This window comes from Streptomyces sp. NPDC047085, from assembly GCF_040643735.1.
Taxonomy (GTDB): Bacteria; Actinomycetota; Actinomycetes; order Streptomycetales; family Streptomycetaceae; genus Streptomyces.
The window spans coordinates 625,015-640,589 of record NZ_JBEYUW010000001.1; the positions used below are offsets into that span (position 1 = coordinate 625,015).

15 protein-coding genes, 1 tRNA gene and 1 pseudogene are annotated in these 15,575 nt (G+C 72.0%); 7 read left to right on the forward strand and 10 right to left on the reverse strand.

Annotated features, from left to right (window positions below):
• Positions 1 to 88: 88 nt before the first annotated feature.
• From ABZ865_RS02555 to ABZ865_RS02565, 3 genes are read left to right on the forward strand one after another with little or no spacing between them, the layout of a single operon-like run.
• Entirely contained in the window at positions 89 to 1,255 is a 1,167-nt protein-coding gene (locus tag ABZ865_RS02555; protein WP_361222628.1) for an HpcH/HpaI aldolase/citrate lyase family protein, read from the forward strand.
• A 20-nt stretch (positions 1,256 to 1,275) separates the two neighbouring features.
• Positions 1,276 to 3,771 carry a phosphoribosyltransferase gene (locus ABZ865_RS02560; RefSeq protein WP_361222630.1) on the forward strand — a complete coding sequence of 832 codons (2,496 nt, stop codon included), beginning with the start codon at positions 1,276 to 1,278 and terminating at the stop codon, positions 3,769 to 3,771.
• Positions 3,771 to 4,580, forward strand: a complete 810-nt coding sequence (locus ABZ865_RS02565) for an HAD family hydrolase (RefSeq protein WP_361222632.1) — start codon at positions 3,771 to 3,773, stop codon at positions 4,578 to 4,580. Before ABZ865_RS02560 ends, ABZ865_RS02565 begins: the two co-directional genes overlap by 1 nt.
• A gap of 72 nt (positions 4,581 to 4,652) precedes the next feature.
• Here ABZ865_RS02565 and ABZ865_RS02570 read toward each other — a convergent pair whose 3' ends face one another.
• From ABZ865_RS02570 to ABZ865_RS02580, 3 genes are all read right to left on the reverse strand, one after another.
• Positions 4,653 to 4,877: a zinc ribbon domain-containing protein gene (locus ABZ865_RS02570; RefSeq protein WP_361222634.1), complete on the reverse strand. Its 225-nt coding sequence runs from the start codon at positions 4,875 to 4,877 to the stop codon at positions 4,653 to 4,655.
• A 9-nt stretch (positions 4,878 to 4,886) separates the two neighbouring features.
• The gene (locus ABZ865_RS02575) at positions 4,887 to 5,447 is read right to left on the reverse strand and encodes a DUF4383 domain-containing protein (RefSeq protein ID WP_361222636.1); all 561 of its coding nucleotides are present in this window, start codon (positions 5,445 to 5,447) and stop codon (positions 4,887 to 4,889) included.
• Positions 5,448 to 5,627: 180 nt separating this feature from the next.
• Positions 5,628 to 7,034: a hypothetical protein gene (locus tag ABZ865_RS02580; RefSeq protein ID WP_361222638.1), complete on the reverse strand. Its 1,407-nt coding sequence runs from the start codon at positions 7,032 to 7,034 to the stop codon at positions 5,628 to 5,630.
• Positions 7,035 to 7,270: 236 nt separating this feature from the next.
• Between ABZ865_RS02580 and ABZ865_RS02585 the strand changes: the two genes are divergently transcribed.
• A tRNA-Val gene (locus ABZ865_RS02585) sits at positions 7,271 to 7,342 on the forward strand.
• Positions 7,343 to 7,407: 65 nt separating this feature from the next.
• Here the strand turns inward: ABZ865_RS02585 and ABZ865_RS02590 are convergent.
• From ABZ865_RS02590 to ABZ865_RS02600, 3 genes are all read right to left on the reverse strand, one after another.
• Positions 7,408 to 7,749, reverse strand: a complete 342-nt coding sequence (locus tag ABZ865_RS02590) for a hypothetical protein (RefSeq protein ID WP_361222640.1) — start codon at positions 7,747 to 7,749, stop codon at positions 7,408 to 7,410.
• Between the two features lie 201 nt (positions 7,750 to 7,950).
• The gene (locus ABZ865_RS02595; protein WP_361222642.1) at positions 7,951 to 8,730 is read right to left on the reverse strand and encodes a hypothetical protein; all 780 of its coding nucleotides are present in this window, start codon (positions 8,728 to 8,730) and stop codon (positions 7,951 to 7,953) included.
• Between the two features lie 287 nt (positions 8,731 to 9,017).
• Complete coding sequence (locus ABZ865_RS02600; protein ID WP_361222643.1) at positions 9,018 to 9,977, reverse strand: 2-dehydropantoate 2-reductase; 960 nt, start codon at positions 9,975 to 9,977, stop codon at positions 9,018 to 9,020.
• Between the two features lie 93 nt (positions 9,978 to 10,070).
• On the opposite strand from ABZ865_RS02600, the pseudogene ABZ865_RS02605 reads away from it, so the two are divergent.
• Positions 10,071 to 10,277 (forward strand): annotated as a pseudogene (locus ABZ865_RS02605) (DUF2277 domain-containing protein); the annotation flags it as partial.
• Between the two features lie 119 nt (positions 10,278 to 10,396).
• Here the strand turns inward: ABZ865_RS02605 and ABZ865_RS02610 are convergent.
• The 3 genes from ABZ865_RS02610 to ABZ865_RS02620 form a co-directional block, all read right to left on the reverse strand.
• Complete coding sequence (locus ABZ865_RS02610) at positions 10,397 to 11,020, reverse strand: VTT domain-containing protein (RefSeq protein WP_361222645.1); 624 nt, start codon at positions 11,018 to 11,020, stop codon at positions 10,397 to 10,399.
• Positions 11,021 to 11,176: 156 nt separating this feature from the next.
• Entirely contained in the window at positions 11,177 to 11,632 is a 456-nt protein-coding gene (locus tag ABZ865_RS02615) for a DoxX family protein (RefSeq protein ID WP_361222647.1), read from the reverse strand.
• A 230-nt stretch (positions 11,633 to 11,862) separates the two neighbouring features.
• A complete protein-coding gene (locus ABZ865_RS02620; protein ID WP_361222649.1) occupies positions 11,863 to 12,513 on the reverse strand; it encodes an HNH endonuclease family protein in 651 nt (216 codons plus the stop codon).
• A 378-nt stretch (positions 12,514 to 12,891) separates the two neighbouring features.
• Between ABZ865_RS02620 and ABZ865_RS02625 the strand changes: the two genes are divergently transcribed.
• Both ABZ865_RS02625 and ABZ865_RS02630 read left to right on the forward strand, forming a co-directional pair.
• A complete protein-coding gene (locus ABZ865_RS02625) occupies positions 12,892 to 13,473 on the forward strand; it encodes a TMEM165/GDT1 family protein (protein ID WP_361222650.1) in 582 nt (193 codons plus the stop codon).
• 184 nt (positions 13,474 to 13,657) lie between these two features.
• A complete protein-coding gene (locus ABZ865_RS02630) occupies positions 13,658 to 14,314 on the forward strand; it encodes an HAD-IA family hydrolase (protein ID WP_361222652.1) in 657 nt (218 codons plus the stop codon).
• A gap of 66 nt (positions 14,315 to 14,380) precedes the next feature.
• Here the strand turns inward: ABZ865_RS02630 and ABZ865_RS02635 are convergent, their stop codons facing one another.
• Positions 14,381 to 15,424: a peptidoglycan-binding domain-containing protein gene (locus tag ABZ865_RS02635; RefSeq protein ID WP_361222654.1), complete on the reverse strand. Its 1,044-nt coding sequence runs from the start codon at positions 15,422 to 15,424 to the stop codon at positions 14,381 to 14,383.
• Positions 15,425 to 15,575: the final 151 nt, after the last annotated feature.

Genomic DNA, 15,575 nt, shown 5'->3' on the forward strand with positions numbered 1-15,575 from the left:
AGGGAACCCTCGACACAGGTCCCTACGTACTATTACCGGCCACCCTTTACCGAACTCATAGACACGGCAAGCACCGTGAGGGAGTCCTATGCGTCATTTCGGGCACATCGCCCCCGACGTGCGAGAGCGTCTCTTCCACCAGGAGCCGTGCACGTTCACCGCCGACTCCCCGGCCCGCCTGCTCTCCGCGGCCCTGGGCGCCACCCTGTACAGCCCGGCCACCCGGCCGCGGCTCGCCGACGACGTGCTCAAACAGGCGGCGGGCGGCGTGGTGTCGATGGTGCTGTGCCTGGAGGACTCCATCGACGACGCCGACGTCACCGCCGGCGAGGAGAACCTCGTCCGCCACTTCGCCGACCTCCACTCCCGCCCGGGAGCCGAGCCGCCCCTGCTGTTCATCCGGGTGCGCACGCCCGAGCAGATCCCCGACCTCGTCCGGCGCCTCGGCCCCTCCGTACGGCTGCTGTCCGGCTTCGTCCTGCCCAAGTTCACCGAGGAACGCGGCATCCCCTTCCTGGAGGCGCTCTGCGCCGCCGAGGCCGCCAGCGGCAGACGGCTGTTCGCCATGCCCGTCCTCGAATCGCCCGAGCTGCTCTACCGCGAGTCCCGCGTGGACGCCCTGGAGGGCATCCTCCGCGCCGTCAACAAGTTCCGCGACCGCGTGCTCGCCCTGCGCCTCGGCGTCACCGACTTCTGCTCCTCCTACGGGCTGCGCCGCGCCCCCGACATGACCGCCTACGACGTCCAGATCGTCGCCTCCGTGATCGCCGACGTCGTCAACATGCTCGCCCGCGCCGACGGCACCGGCTTCACCGTGACCGGCCCCGTCTGGGAGTACTTCCGCGTCCCGGAGCGCATGTTCAAGCCACAACTGCGGCAGAGCCCCTTCCTGGAGGTGCAGGCCGTCGAACTGCGCGAGAAGCTGATCGAGCACGCCATGGACGGGCTGCTGCGGGAGATCTCCCTCGACCAGGCCAACGGCCTGCTCGGCAAGACCTGCATCCACCCCTCCCACGTCCTCCCCGTGCACGCGCTGTCCGTGGTCAGTCACGAAGAGTTCAGCGACGCCCAGGACATCCTGCGGCCGGAACGCGGCGGCGGGGGTGTACTCAGGTCCGCCTACACGAACAAGATGAACGAAGTGAAACCCCACCGCGCCTGGGCGGAGCGCACCCTGCTGCGCGCCGAGGTCTTCGGTGTCGCCAACGAGGACATCGGCTTCGTGGAGCTGCTCGCCGCCGGAATACCCGGTTGACCACCCAACCCAAGGAACGCATGAACAACGCAGTGAACGACGGGGTCTGGTCCGGCACCTGGGTCGCCGAGCGGCTCGGGGTCGAACTGGAGGGTGACGACGGCCTGACGGCCCTGCTCGGGCTCGCGCTGCGCCGCAACCCCAAGCGGGCCCACCTGCTCGTCTCCCACGTGCTCGGCAAGCACGTCCCGCAGTCGCCGTCCGTGGTCTACGGCCACGGATTCCGGCTCGGCCGCCGGGTCCGCGAGCTGCTCGGCGAGACCGACGCGGCCTCGGCCGTCGTCCTCGGCTACGCGGAGACCGCCACCGGCCTCGGCCACGCGGTCGCCGACGGCCTCGGCCACGCCCCGTACCTGCACTCCACCCGCCGCCCCGTGCCCGGGATCGCCCCCGCGGGCGGATTCGAGGAGTCCCACTCCCACGCCACCTCCCACCTGCTGCTCCCCGAGGACCCCGCCCTGCTGGCCGGCGACGGCCCGCTGGTCCTGGTCGACGACGAGTTCTCCACCGGCAACACGGTCCTCAACACCATTCGTGACCTGCACGAACGCTATCCACGCGGGCGGTATGTCGTGGTCGCCCTGGTCGACATGCGCTCCGCCGAGGACTCCGCCCGGCTGGAACGATTCGCCACGGAGATCGGCGCCCGAGTGGACCTGGTCGCGGCCGCCTCCGGGACCGTACGCCTGCCGGAGGGCGTACTGGAGAAGGGGCAGCAACTGGTCGCCGCGTACGAAACCGGCACGTCCGCGTCCGGTGAGGGCGCGGACCCCGAGGGGTCGTACGAGGCGCCGTACGACCACGTCACTCACGCCACCCACGTCACCCACGTCGACCTGCGGTGGCCCCGCGGGCTGCCCGACGGCGGCCGGCACGGCTTCACCCCGGCCCACCGCGCCCGGCTGGAGGCCGTGCTGCCCGCCATGGCCGCCCGGGTCGCCGAAGCGCTGCCCGCCGACGCCCGGCGGGTGCTCGTGCTCGGCTTCGAGGAGCTGATGTACGCCCCGCTGCGCATCGCCCGCGAGCTGGAACAGATCGTCCCCGCCGAGGTGCGCTTCTCCACCACCACCCGCTCACCCGTCCTCGCCGTCGACGACCCCGGCTACGCGATACGCACCCGCCTCGCCTTCCCCGCCCACGACGACCCCGCCGACGGCCCCGGCCCGCGCTACGCCTACAACGTCGCGGGCGCCGGCTTCGACGCCGTCGTCGCCGTCGTCGACTCCGTCGCCGACACCCCCCGCCTGCACACGCCCGACGGCCTGCTGGCCCGCCTCGCGGCCCACGTCCCGCACGTCCTGCTGGCGGTCCTCCCGTCCTACACCCCCGCGCCCCGCACCTCTCCCGAAAGGCCGGCCATGCTGCCCGAGCCCCTCCGCGGCCCCGCCTTCTCCTCGTACGCGCCCGAGGAGGTCGGCTGGCTGCTCCAGGACCTCTCGGACGTCACCCTGGAAGCGCCGACCGAGGAGCGCGAGGAGGCCATCCAGAGCGGCGGCGCGCACTACGCCGAGTCGCTGCCGGTGGAGTACCAGCCGAGCGAGCAGTACCAGCAGCTCTTCCACGCCGCCCTGGACACCTCGGCCGCCCGGATCGCCCAGGCCGTCGGCGTGGTCACCGAAACGGTGATCGCCGAGCGCTCCCCCCGCCCGGTCCTGGTCTCCCTCGCCCGCGCCGGCACCCCGGTCGGCGTGCTCATGCGCCGCTGGGCCCAGCACCGCTACGGCCTCCAGCTCCCGCACTACGCCGTCTCCATCGTCCGCGGCCGCGGCATCGACGCCAACGCGCTGCGCTGGCTCGCCGCCCACCACGACCCCCGGGACGTCGTCTTCGTCGACGGCTGGACCGGCAAGGGCGCCATCACCCGCGAACTCGCCCAGGCCATCGAGGAGTTCGAGGAGCGGGAGGGCATCACCGGCTTCGACCCCGAGATCGCCGTACTCGCCGACCCGGGCTCCTGCGTGCGCACCTACGGCACCCGCGAGGACTTCCTCATACCCTCCGCCTGCCTCAACTCGACCGTGTCCGGCCTCATCTCGCGCACCGTCCTGCGCGCCGACCTGGTCGGCCCGGACGACTTCCACGGCGCGAAGTTCTACCGCGAACTCGCCGGCGCCGACGTCTCCGTCGCCTTCCTCGACGCCGTCTCCGCCCGCTTCCCGGAGGTCGTCGAGGGCGTCGCAGCGGCGGTCAAGGACCTGATGGCCGAGGACCGCGCCCCGACCTGGGAGGGCTGGCGGGCCGTCGAGCGGATCAGCGAGGAGTACGGCATCCACGACGTCAACCTCGTCAAGCCCGGAGTCGGCGAGACCACCCGGGTGCTGCTGCGCCGGGTGCCCTGGAAGATCCTGGCCAAGGCCGGCGCGGGCGCCGACCTGGACCACGTACGCCTGCTGGCCGAGCAGAGAGGAGTCCCGGTGGAGGAGGTCGGCGAACTGCCGTACACCTGCGTGGGGCTGATCCACCCCAAGTACACGCGGGGCGCCACGGGCGCCGACGGCAAGGCGGTGAACGTCTGATGCCGGTGCTGGTGGCGAGCGACCTCGACCGCACGCTGATCTACTCCTCGGCCGCCCTGGCCCTGACCATGCCGGACGCGCGGGCGCCCCGGCTGCTGTGCGTGGAGGTCCACGAGAGCAGGCCGCTGTCGTACATGACCGAGACGGCGGCCCAGCTGCTGACCGACCTCGGCGACACCGCCGTCTTCGTGCCGACCACGACCCGCACCCGAAAGCAGTACCAGCGCATCAACCTGCCCGGCCCGCAGCCGGCCTACGCGATCTGCGCCAACGGCGGCCATCTGCTGGTCGACGGGGTCACGGACCAGGACTGGCACGCGGCGGTGCTGGCGCGGCTCGCCGACGAGTGCGCGCCGCTGGAGGAGATCCGCGAACACCTGCTGAGGTCCGCCGATCCGGTCTGGGTACGCAAGCACCGGGTCGCCGAGGACCTGTTCGCCTACCTGGTCGTCGAGCGCGAGCTGCTGCCCGAGGAGTGGGTGAAGGAGCTGGCGGTGTGGGCGGAGAACCGGGGCTGGACGGTCTCGCTCCAGGGCCGGAAGATCTACGCCGTCCCCAAGCCCCTCACCAAGAGCGCCGCCGTCCGCGAGGTCGCCCGCCGCACCGGCGCGGAGCTGACCCTGGCGGCCGGGGACTCCCTCCTGGACGCCGACCTGCTCCTCGCCGCCGACCGCGGCTGGCGCCCCGGCCACGGCGAACTGGCCGACACCGACTGGACCGCACCGGCGATCTCGGCCGTGGCGGAGCGGGGAGTGCTGGCCGGGGAACGCATCACACGCGAGTTCCTGAGGGCGGCGCGTGGGGCGTAGGCCAACAAGCGTGGGCAAGCGAACGTTGGCCTACATGTGTAGGCCAACGCCTGTTGATCAGCCGCGGCAGCCTTAGCCGCAGCAGCCTCCGCCGCAGCAACCGCCGCCTCCGCCCCCGCCCGCCCGGGGCGCCGGGGACGGTGCCGCGGACGTGCCGCCCACGGCGACCGTCGAGAGCAGCTTGACGGTGTCGTCGTGGCCCGCGGGGCAGGCCGCGGGGGCGGCGGACTCCGCCATGGGGCGGCTCAGTTCGAAGGTGTCGCCGCAGGTCCGGCAGCGGTACTCGTAGCGAGGCATGCGCCCAGGTTAACCGCCGGACCCGCCGGACGGGATCTGCTTCCCCTCCGGCTTCTCCGGCGTGACCGCATCAGGGTGCCGGGCCCTCCAGTACGGGTTGTCGTGCGGCAAGGCCGAGCCGACCCGGCCGTACATCCCGAACGTCATCAGCGCGATGCCGATCACGAAGCTGAACAGCACGTTCTGGATCTTGAACGCGAGGAAGTTGTGGGGGGTGTCCAGCAGGCCGAGGTTCAGGAAGCCGCTCAGGATGAACAGCACCCCCAACGTCATGTTCAGCGTGGACGCGAAGTTGCCGCCGATCACCATGCCCACGAAGAGGAGCAGACCGACGCAGATCGACAGCACACTCAGCGTGCCGTTGGTGTTCAGACCCGTGACGGTGTCACCGCCGGTGTCGAAGAACCCGATGTGGTGGATCACACCGAGGATGCCGAAGACCAGCAGAAACAGGCCGATCAGGCCCGCACCGATCCGGTAGATCGTGTTCAGGCGGTGGTCGACGGGCAGGTGCTCGTCGAACCGGATCCGCCGCCGGGTGGGTCGCTCGTGCACTGCGTGTGTGGCCATGGCCGCCTCCCTCGGGCGCTAGCGGAGGCCATCCGTCCATTGACTCAATATCCGCCTGCCCGCCCCAGACCGCCACCACACACCGCTCAGCACCCCGTGCCGCCACCGCACACCGCTTCAGTGCCCCATGCCGCCCCCGACACCGCTCAGCAGTGGCCCATGCCGCCCCCGCGACACCGCTCAGTGGCCCGCGCCGCCCCCGCGCTCCTCGCGGATCTGCGTGACCACCCGGGCCACCGTCTGCCGCACCGCCTCCGTCTCGGTCAGGAAGTGCCAGTAGTCGGGGTGCCGGCCACCCTCCAGCGAGCCGATCGCCCGCTCCAGCCGGGCCACCGCGTCGTCCAGCGGCCGAGCATGCCGCGGATCCGGCGTCGTACGGCCCGTCATGGCCAGCCGCTGGGCGTCCCGGATCGCGAACCGGGTCCGCTGGATCTCCGCCTGCGGATCCTTCTGGACGGCGTTCAGCCTGGTCAGCCGGTCACCGGCGGCGGACACGGCCTCGTCGGTGGTGTTCAGCAGGGCCCGTACCGTCGACAGCAGCGAGGTCGCGTCCGCCCAGCGCTGGGCGTCCCGCGCGGACTGCGCCTCGCGCAGCTTCAGCTCGGCCTGCCGCACGTTCTCCCCCGCCTGCTCCGGCACGTGCTGCAGGTCCTGCCAGCAGGCGGCCGCGAACCGCCGCCGCAGCTCGCTCAGCACCGGGTCGACCTGCCCGGCCCGCGTGGTCAGCGCCTGGGCACGGGTCCGCAGGCTGACCAGCCGGTGATCGATCTCGGCGGCCCTCTGCGGCAGCCGCTCGGCCTCCGCCAGGATCGCCGCCGCCTCCCGCTGCACCCGCTCGGCCCGCTCCAGCGTCTGCGCCACCCCGTGCTGCCCGGCCCCCTGGTTCAGCTTCGTCAGCTCGGGGGAGAGCGCGGCGAGCCGGGCGGCGAGGTCGTCGGCCCGCAGGTTCTTCGCGCGTACGGCGTCCAGGGCGTTGCTCGCACCCAGCAGCGCCTGCCGGGCCCGCTCCACGGCGGGGGCGAGCCGCGCCAGCTGGGTCTCTGCCTTGCCCAGCAGCGGACCGAGCGAGGTGCCGAAACGGTCCAGCTCCTGCTTGACCCGAACCAGTTCGTCCTTGGCGGCCGTCAGCTCCCCGCGCGCCCGCACCGCCGTCGCGGCCTCCAGGTCGTCCCGGTCGAGGTCATGGGCGTCGACGGCCTGGATGTACCGCTGGCTGGCCTCGTCGATGCGCCGGCCCAGCGCCTCGAAGTCGGAGACCGCGCGCCGGGCGGCGGGGGAGTCGTCGACAGCCGTGATGGTCTCGACGGAGATCCTCAGGTCCCGCTGGGCGGTGTCGAGTTCGTAGAACGCTGCCGCTGCCGCGTCCTTCGCGGCCTGCGCCTCCGCCCGCTGGCTCTCCGCCCGCCCGCCGAACCAGCGCCGGGTGCCGCCACCCGCGAACGCGGCGGGCAGCGCCAGGAGCGCCAGCAGCGGCAGACCCATCACGGTCAGGGTGTCGCGCAACGGCGAAGGCCCGCGCCGGTGTCGGGCCCATGCGGTCGACGGCGGGTACGGCTGCGAAGGTGGCGTGCCCGGTGTCGCCGTCACATCCCTCTCCCGTGCTGTGGTTCGCCCTGGGGGTCATATTCTCCCACTCGTTGAAGACGAACACACGGGTCGGTCAGTTCGCCGTGCGCACCGTCACTTTCCGCTCCGAGCCTCTCCGAGCAGTGGGCCCGGCATGATCGGGATGCGCGTCATCCCCGGGAGGAACAGGTTTGCGGTGCACCGCCCCGGGCAATGTAGGCTGTCGACTCGTCCTTGGGCACGTGGCTCAGGGTTCAGGGTGCGTAGCTCAGTGGTAGAGCGCCTGCCTTACAAGCAGGATGTCGGCGGTTCGAAACCGTCCGCGCCCACATCTGGGGAAGCCCCCGGCCGAGTGCGGCCGGGGGCTTTTTGCGTCGGGTCTTCGGTGGTCGTGTCAGTTCTTCTCCGGGGTCTCTTCGTGGGCGTGCTTCAGCCGCATGCGGGCTTCGACGCGGTCCGCTATGGCGACCTCGGCCCAGAAGCGGTGGCCGCTGACGAAGACCGCGAGTTCGTGTTCACGGCGCCGCAGTTTCTCGACCTCGGCCTGTTCGTCCGCCGTCCAGCCGGGGGAGGCGGGGCGCTCGACCTTGCGCCAGCCGTTGTCGTCGCTGAAGCCGTCCAAGGGCTCGACCGACCAGGGCAGCCGCTTGAGCAGGGCCGACAGCTCGGCCCGGACCTGATGCAGCTCCTCCTGACCGGCGAGGAGGTCACTGGGGAATTCATAGGTCGTCGCCACGCGGCAATGCTACGCCTGTTCGATTTTGGGTGGCGAGTTCGGTCGCGAGGTTCAGTCGAACGAGTGGGCGTACGCGTAGGGGCGGGCACTGGTGGTCACCAGTGCCCGCCCTTGGCGGTGTCGGCTACGGCCGTGTGGCCGGCTGAAGAGTCCTCCCTTTCGAGGGTTTCGGGGCTTTAGGGATTTTCGGGACTTTCGAGATCAGAGGCCCGGGAACGGGAAGGGCAGGGGGAAGGGGAGCGGCGGCAGCGGGATCGGCAGCGGCAGCGGCGGCAGCGGGATGGGCAGCTTCGGCAGCGGCGGGAGCGGGATCGGCAGCTTCGGCAGCGGGACGGGCTGCGGGACCGGCTGCGGGAGGGGGATCGGCAGCTTCGGCAGCGGGACCGGCTGCGGAATGGGCTGCGGGACGGGCTGAGGGAGGGGGAGCTTCGGCAGCGGGAACTTGGGCAGCGGGAGGGGCTCCGGGGCGGGCTGCGGGATGGGGTGCGGTGCCGGGCCGACCGGCGGCTCCGGGGCGGGCTGCGGCGCCGGGGCGGGCTGCGGCGCCGGGTTGGGCTGCGGCATCGGGTCGGGCATCTTCGGCGCGGGCTTGGGCCAGTCCTGCTTGCCCGGGTCATGCTTGCCCTGGCCGTGCTTCCCGTCGTGGTCGCCCCATCCTCCCTTCTTGCCCTTCCAGCCGCCGCTGTCGCTCGAGCTGTCATGGCGGCTGCCGCTGTCACTGCCGTGGCTGCCGCTGCCACTGTCGTGCCAGCTGTTGCCGCCGCTGTTGCCGCTGTGGCTGTTGTTGCCACCGTTTCCGCTGTCGTTTCCGCCGTGGTCGCCCTGGGCGAAGGCGGTGTGGCCGGCTGTCGTGAGGGTGGCCATGTCGGTGTGCGGGGTGGCGGCGAACGCGCCGGTGGGAATCATCGCGCCGCCCACCGCCAGCGCGGCCGTCACGGTTGCCGCTGCCACCAGGCGCCGGGGCTTGAAGGTACGAGTCATGGGAATCTCCTCCTGCATGGGTAGGTGATCGGTTCCGCCGGGAGTGCCCCGGACGGTTCCGGTTGGTCACTGTCTGCGTGACCTCGTGCTTCAAGTACGCCGCAGCCGGTGAGTCCCGTCATGGCCCTGCAATTCGGGACTTGACATGCCGCGTCCTGGCCGCCTATCCATGCGCAGCCCCCGGCCGTGCCCCGCTGACGCAGAAGAGGCGCAGGAGGGTGGGGAGGGGGCTGGTGGGGGTGAATCGACTTCGGCCCAGCGGGAGTTGGCCGCTGGGCCGAGTGGGATCAGTGGCCCGCGTCGTGAAGTTCCCGTACCAGGCGGGCCGTTACCGGTACCGGTACGCCGTGCCGGTGGGCCGCGCGCAGCAACGCCCCGCCGATGGCGTCGAGTTCGAGCGGCCGGCCCGCCTCCGCGTCGTGCTGCATGGAGGACTTGGCGCCGGGCGGGAAGGCGTCGTAGCGGGCGAGAGCCTGGGCGGGGTCCGCGGGGGCGCCGCAGGCGCGGCTGACCGCGGTGGTCTCGGCGACCAGGGACTCCAGTTCCTCGCGGTGGCGGGTGCGGGCCTCGCCGAGGGGGAGGCCGTACCGGGTGGTGAGCAGGGCGAAGGGAGCGAGGAAGGCCATCTTGGCCCACAGTGCCGTCGTCTCGTCCCCGACCACGCGGGCCGTCGTACCGGCGGCGGACAGGGCGGCGGCGAGGGCGTCGACGCGGGGGCGGGGAGCGGTGTCGGCCGTCAGGTCGATCTCGACGAACGGGCTGCCGTGTTCGATCACGACGCGTCCGCCCGCAGCGGGAGTCGCCGTGTCGGCCGGGGCCTCCTCGTCGCCGCGGTGCGCGTCCTGGGCTCGGGTCGAGGCCACGCGGATCACCGCGGGGGCCACGCGGTCGGGCCGGTAGCGGGCGCGCAGGGTGGCGGGGTGTTCGATGCCGTTCAGGAACGGTACGACGAGGGCGTCGCCGAGCGCGGCCGCCGGTACGCGGGTGAGGGCGTCGTCCAGGGTGGTGTGCTTGACGGTGATCAGGCAGGCGTCGACGGGTTCGCGCAGTTCGGTGTCCGCCTCCACGGCCGCCGTGAAGTCGCCGAACTGGCGGCTCCGGACCTGGATTCCGCCGGTGCGCAGGGTGTGTGCCGTGGTGTCCCGGGCCAGGCAGATCACGCGGTGGCCGGAGCGGGACAGGAGGGCGGCGAGGAGGCCGCCGATGCCGCCGGGGCCCAGAACGGCCACGGTCGTCTTGCTCGTCATGAGGTGGTCCTCTCGTCGGTCGGCCCCGGGATTCGGTGGCCGCCTTCGGCGGGATCCTCGCAGGGGCGCGCCGTGTGCGTGAGACTGGGGGGCATGTGCCGGAGTATCAAGACGCTGCGTCCGCCCGTGCTGCCCACCGAGGCCACGGAGGACGACATCCACGCGGCCGCGCTGCAGTACGTACGGAAGGTCTCGGGGTTCCGGGCGCCCGCCGCACACAACCGCGAGGTGTTCGAACGGGCCGTCGCCGCCGTCGCGGAGGCCACGGCCGAACTGCTCGGCGGGCTGGAGGTACGGGGGCAGGCGGCGCGGGGTCAGGCCGTGCGGGGTGCCGATGCCGATGCCGGTGCTGATGCCGGTGCCGAGCAGTCCGTGGCCAGGGCCGGATAGATCCTGGCCGGAGCGTCCGTGGTCCCCGCTCACGCCTCCGTGGTCGCGGGGCGTCGGCGCATCAGGTACGCCGCCACGGCTCCCGCGCCGAAGAGCGCGGCCACCGACACCCCGGTGGCCAGCCAGGTCGCGCCGAGCCAGCGGGCGCCGAAGTAGCCGAGGGCCACGCTGTAGGCGGCCCAGGAGAGGCCGGCCAGGGCGGACCAGGGGAGGAAGTCGCGGGCGCGGCGGTGGGCCGCGCCCGCGCAGAAGGACACGACCGAGCGGCCGGCAGGGGCGAAGCGGGCCAGGACGACCAGGGCGCCGCCGCCCCGGGAGAGGGCCTCGCCGAGACGTTCCTGCGCGTTGGTCAGGCGCCGCGAGCGGGCGATGGCGCGGTCCAGGCGCTCTCCGCCCCGCCAGGCCAGCCGGTAGGCCACCAGGTCACCGAGGACCGAGGCGGTCGAGGCGGAGAGGATCAGGACGAGGATGTCCGGCACGTCGTGCGGGACCTGGCCCGTGGCCGCGCCCGAGCCCGCCGCCGCTGCCGTCGCCGCCGTGATGACGAGGACTCCGCTCGGCAGCACGGGTACGAAGACGTCGAGCAGTACCGACAGGGCGACCACGGCGTAAATCCATGGACCGGCCGCTAGTGACCCCACGCTCTCCCACACGATGACTCCCCGTTGCTCCCCCGATACAGCCGTACAGCGTACGCGGGGGGTGTGACAGGAGTTTCACGAGGGGCTGGAGCGATCGACACAGCGTGTTCACGCCATCTGGCGGCGGCGCCACGACGGCATCGGCGCGGGGGATCGGATGCCTGCTGGTCAGGCGGCTATCGGGTTCTGCCCCGAGGCCCGCTCGGGCGTCGTCGCGGTGCGCCGGGTGAGGAGCCGGTCCAGGCCGAAGGCGCCGGAGCCGGTGAAGACCAGCAGGAAGAAGGTCCAGCAGAACAGGGCCGACAGCTCGCCGCCGTTCTGGATGGGCCACAGGGCGGCCTGCTGGTGGACGTCGAAGTACGCGTACGCCATCGAGCCCGAGGCCACCAGCGCGGCGGCGCGGGTGCCGAGGCCGAGCAGGACGAGGCCGCCGGCGACCAGCTGGATCACGGCCGCGTACCAGCCGGGCCAGGTGCCGGTCTCGATGGTGCCGCCGTTGCTCCCCATGGCGCCGCCGAGGACGCCGAAGAGCGAGGCGGCGCCATGTGCGGCGAACAGCAGGCCGACGACGATGCGGAAGAGCCCGATGACGTAGGGCTGGGCGGAGTTGAGGCGTGCGGACATGGGGGGAGTTCTCCTCTTCGGTGTCGGTCGGGTCGGTCGTGGGGGTTGCGATACCGAACGAGGGGCAAGGTTAGGCGTACCTAACTCATGCTTGCAAGTTCAACATTCGGCCATCGTTCCGCTACGACTACGACGGTGACGCCGGGCCGGAAACGGCGGCGACGGCCCGCCCCGGCCGGGGAGGCCGTGGGCGGGCCGTCGCTGTGGCCGGCCTGCTGGGGGTGGGGTGATCAGCAGCTCGCCAGGTAGTTCTGCAGCGCGCTCTTCTCCGCCGAGTCGACCGAGAGGTTGTAGTAGTACTTCACCTGGACCCAGGCGCGGACGTACGTGCAGCGGTACGCGGTCCGGGACGGCATCCAGGTCGCCGGGTCCTGGTCGCCCTTGGCCTGGTTGACGTTGTCGGTGACCGCGAGGAGCTGCGGGCGGGTGACGTCGTTGGCGAAGGCCTGACGCTGGGCGGTGGTCCACTTGCTCGCGCCGGAGTCCCAGGCCTCGGCGAGCGGCACGAGGTGGTCGATGTCGAGGTCGGAGGCGGCGGTCCAGGTGGCGCCGTCGTACGGGGAGTACCAGCTGCCGCTGACGGCGGCGCAGGCGGAGTCGGTGACGACGTTCGAGCCGTCCCGCTTGAGGATCCACTCGCGGGTGTTGCAGGTGCCCGAGATGGTGATCCAGGTCGGGAAGAGGTCGCGGTTGTAGCCGGTGCGGTTCTCGGTGGCCACGGTCAGCTGGGAGAGGTAGCTGCGGGCGGTGGCGCCGCTGACCGGCGTGGGGAGGGCGGCGGAGGCGCTCGGGGAGTTGAACAGGGCGACGGAGGCTATCAGGCCCGTGAGGGCCGCGAGTATGCTCAGCCGTCGACGCGCGTAGAACTTCGGCTTGGACATGCGAACTCCCTTGAGGGGTGGGGATGGTGGAGCGCGAGCGAGGGGAATGCTGGCGATGCCGCGTTGCGGCCGGGTGAGCGTTCGGTAAGAAGCTAATGACGTGTTCATGACACAGCAAGGTGGACGACGGAACTTTCACGTCCCGTACCATGGGTGACGCAGAAGGGGAGTAGCTCTTCGCCGGACCGTCGACATACTGCTCAGCCAGCCTGAGCCGGCGCCCGGAGGCGGATTCCGCGAGGACCGCCCAGCGAGACCTTCGGCAAGCAGTGCACGCCCGTGCCCTCCGGCACGGGCGCCGAACGCGCTGCCGTGCCGAGGTGTCTCATGTGAGGTTCAGCACTCTCGGCGGGGCAGCCCCCGACCGATTGAGGACTCTTGATCAGCATCACCGTGACGGCGCTCGTCTTCGGCGTCATCTTTCTCGCCGAACTGCCGGACAAGACCGCGCTCGCCGGCCTCGTCCTCGGCACCCGCTACCGCGCCTCGTACGTCTTCGCGGGCGTCGCCGCCGCCTTCCTGCTGCACGTCGTGCTGGCCGTCGCGGCCGGCAGCGTGCTGACCCTGCTGCCGCAGCAGATCGTGCACGCGCTCACCGGTGTCCTCTTCCTCGGTGGTGCCGCGATGCTGCTGCTGAAGAAGGACGAGGACGAGGAGGAGATCCGCAGGCCGGCCGACCAGTCCTTCTGGAAGGTCGCGGGGACCGGCTTCATGCTCATCCTCGTCGCCGAGTTCGGCGATCTCACGCAGATCATGACGGCGAACCTCGCCGCGCGTTACGACGACCCGATCTCCGTCGGCCTGGGCGCGGTCCTCGGTCTGTGGGCGGTGGCCGGGCTGGGCATCGTCGGCGGGAAGGCCCTGATGAAGCGGGTGCCGCTGCGGCTGATCACGCAGATCGCGGCGCTGCTGATGCTGGGGCTCGGAGTGTGGAGCCTGTACGAGGCGGTGGCGGGCTGAGCCGGGTCGGGTGCCTGTCGGGCTGAGCTGAACGGACGGTGAACCCTCGTCGGAGGTGGTGGCGGGATGCGGAGCTGTTTTGTACCGTGGAGGAACAAAGTGGCTCCCGCTCGTTTTCCCTGACCGGCGAGCGGGGCCGCCTTGTTCCTCCGCACCTTGAGGTCCCTTGTTTCTGGAGCTGCCCATGTCGGCCACCGTCCTCACCACCCGCGCCCTCCTGCTCGACATGGACGGCACCCTCGTCAACTCGGACGCCGTGGTCGAGCGGATCTGGCGGGGGTGGGCGGAGCGGCATGGGCTGGACGGGGACGAGGTGATGAGGGTCGTGCACGGGCGGCAGGGGCATGCCTCGATGGCTCTGCTGCTGCCCGATCGGCCGGTCGAGCAGAACCTCGCCGACAACGCGCGGATGCTGGCGGCGGAGACCGCCGACATGGACGGGGTGGTCGAGGTGCCGGGGGCGGCGGCGTTTCTCGCGTCGCTGGTCGGCGTGCCGCATGCGCTGGTGACGTCTGCGGATGTCGCTCTGTCCACCGCGCGGATGGCTGCCGCCGGTCTGCCGCTGACCGAGGTGCGGATCACGGCCGAGTCGGTGGGGGCGAGCAAGCCCGACCCTGAGGGGTTTCTGAAGGGGGCCGCCGAGTTGGGGGTCGAGCCGGCGGACTGTGTCGTCTTCGAGGACTCCGGTGCGGGGATCGCGGCGGGACGGGCGGCTGGGATGCGGGTGGTGGGGGTGGGGTCGCGGGCCGGGTTGTACGGGCCCGATGTCGTGGTGCCGGACCTCACGGGGGTGCGGGTCGAGGCCGTGGGGGACGGGGTCGTCCGGCTGCATGTGGGGTGACGCCTGAACGGCCTCGTCCTCAAGCGTCGTACGGGCCGGCGCTGTCGGCCGTGCTGCCGTAAGGGCTCACGGCTCCGAGGTTTCCGATTCCAGGCTGGTCCGTGTGGCCGGACCGTAGACGCCGAGGGTGTCGGTGGTGATGCCTCGGGCCCATTGGTAGGTGCGTACGGCGTCCTCCACGGGGCGGGTGAAGATGCCGCTCGCGTCGTCGCCGTAGAGGTTCAACTGCTTGAGGCGGAGCTGGAGTTCGGTGACCTCGGGGCCCTTGTCGCCGCGTCGGAGCACCGGGGCCGCGGTGGGGGTCGCGTTCGGGGCGGAGTCGGTCGACGCCGACGCCGTCGGGGGCGGTGAGGGCGTGCGGGACGGGGTGGGGGACGCCGTGGGGGTCGGGGCGGATGAGGAGACGCTGGGGGACGGGCTCGCGGAGGGCGTGGCGGAGAGGGAGGAAGAGGGCGAGGCCGGATCCGTCGGCTCGGGTGCCGTGGGCGTCGGCGAGGTGTCCGGTGTCGTCACGTCCGGGACGCTCTGCCGGACCTCCTGGGCAGCCCGGTCCCGCGACGGCGCGTGGTACGAGAACATCCCGCTCGCGAAACCGGCCGTCGCCACGACCACGGCACCCGCACCCGCGACGGACAGCAGGACCAGGCGGGGGGAACGGCGGCGCCGGGGTCCGTCCGCTGGAAGCGGTGCCTCGCCACCGTCGGCCCCGGCCACGCCCGCCACGGCCGTGCCCGCCACACCAGCCGCATCCGCCACACCGGCCACTCCGGCCGACCCGGCCGCCTGATCGAAGAGCCGCAGGTCGGTGGTGTTCGGGCCCGCTGCTGGGTGCAGGGGCAGGGTGGTCTCGAGGGCCGGCACCGCTGCCGCCGGCGCACCCTCCGTCGGTACACCCTGGGCCGGTGCACCCGGTACCGGGTGGGTCTCCTCCGCGACACCGACGTACGGCCGTATCCGCAGCGGCGTGAAGTCCTCCGCCGCTGCCGCCTGCGCGGTGCGGGCCTCGCGCAAGGCGTCGGACGCGCGCCGGGTGCAGTCGCAGGACGGGGTGTTGTCCGTCCCCCTGGGCGTGCCGCATTCCGGGCAGGTGTGGGCCTTCGGTTCCGTCACGTGCTTGTCCCCTCCCCTCGGGAAATCCCGAGTTTATGCAGACGGCCTTCACATCCGCCGAGGCGGGACACGCCGTGAACCGGCCACGGAGGGGCGCCGACAGGCCGTAAATCGTGAGACCGCCGAGGATGGAGGGGAGTGCAACCCGGCA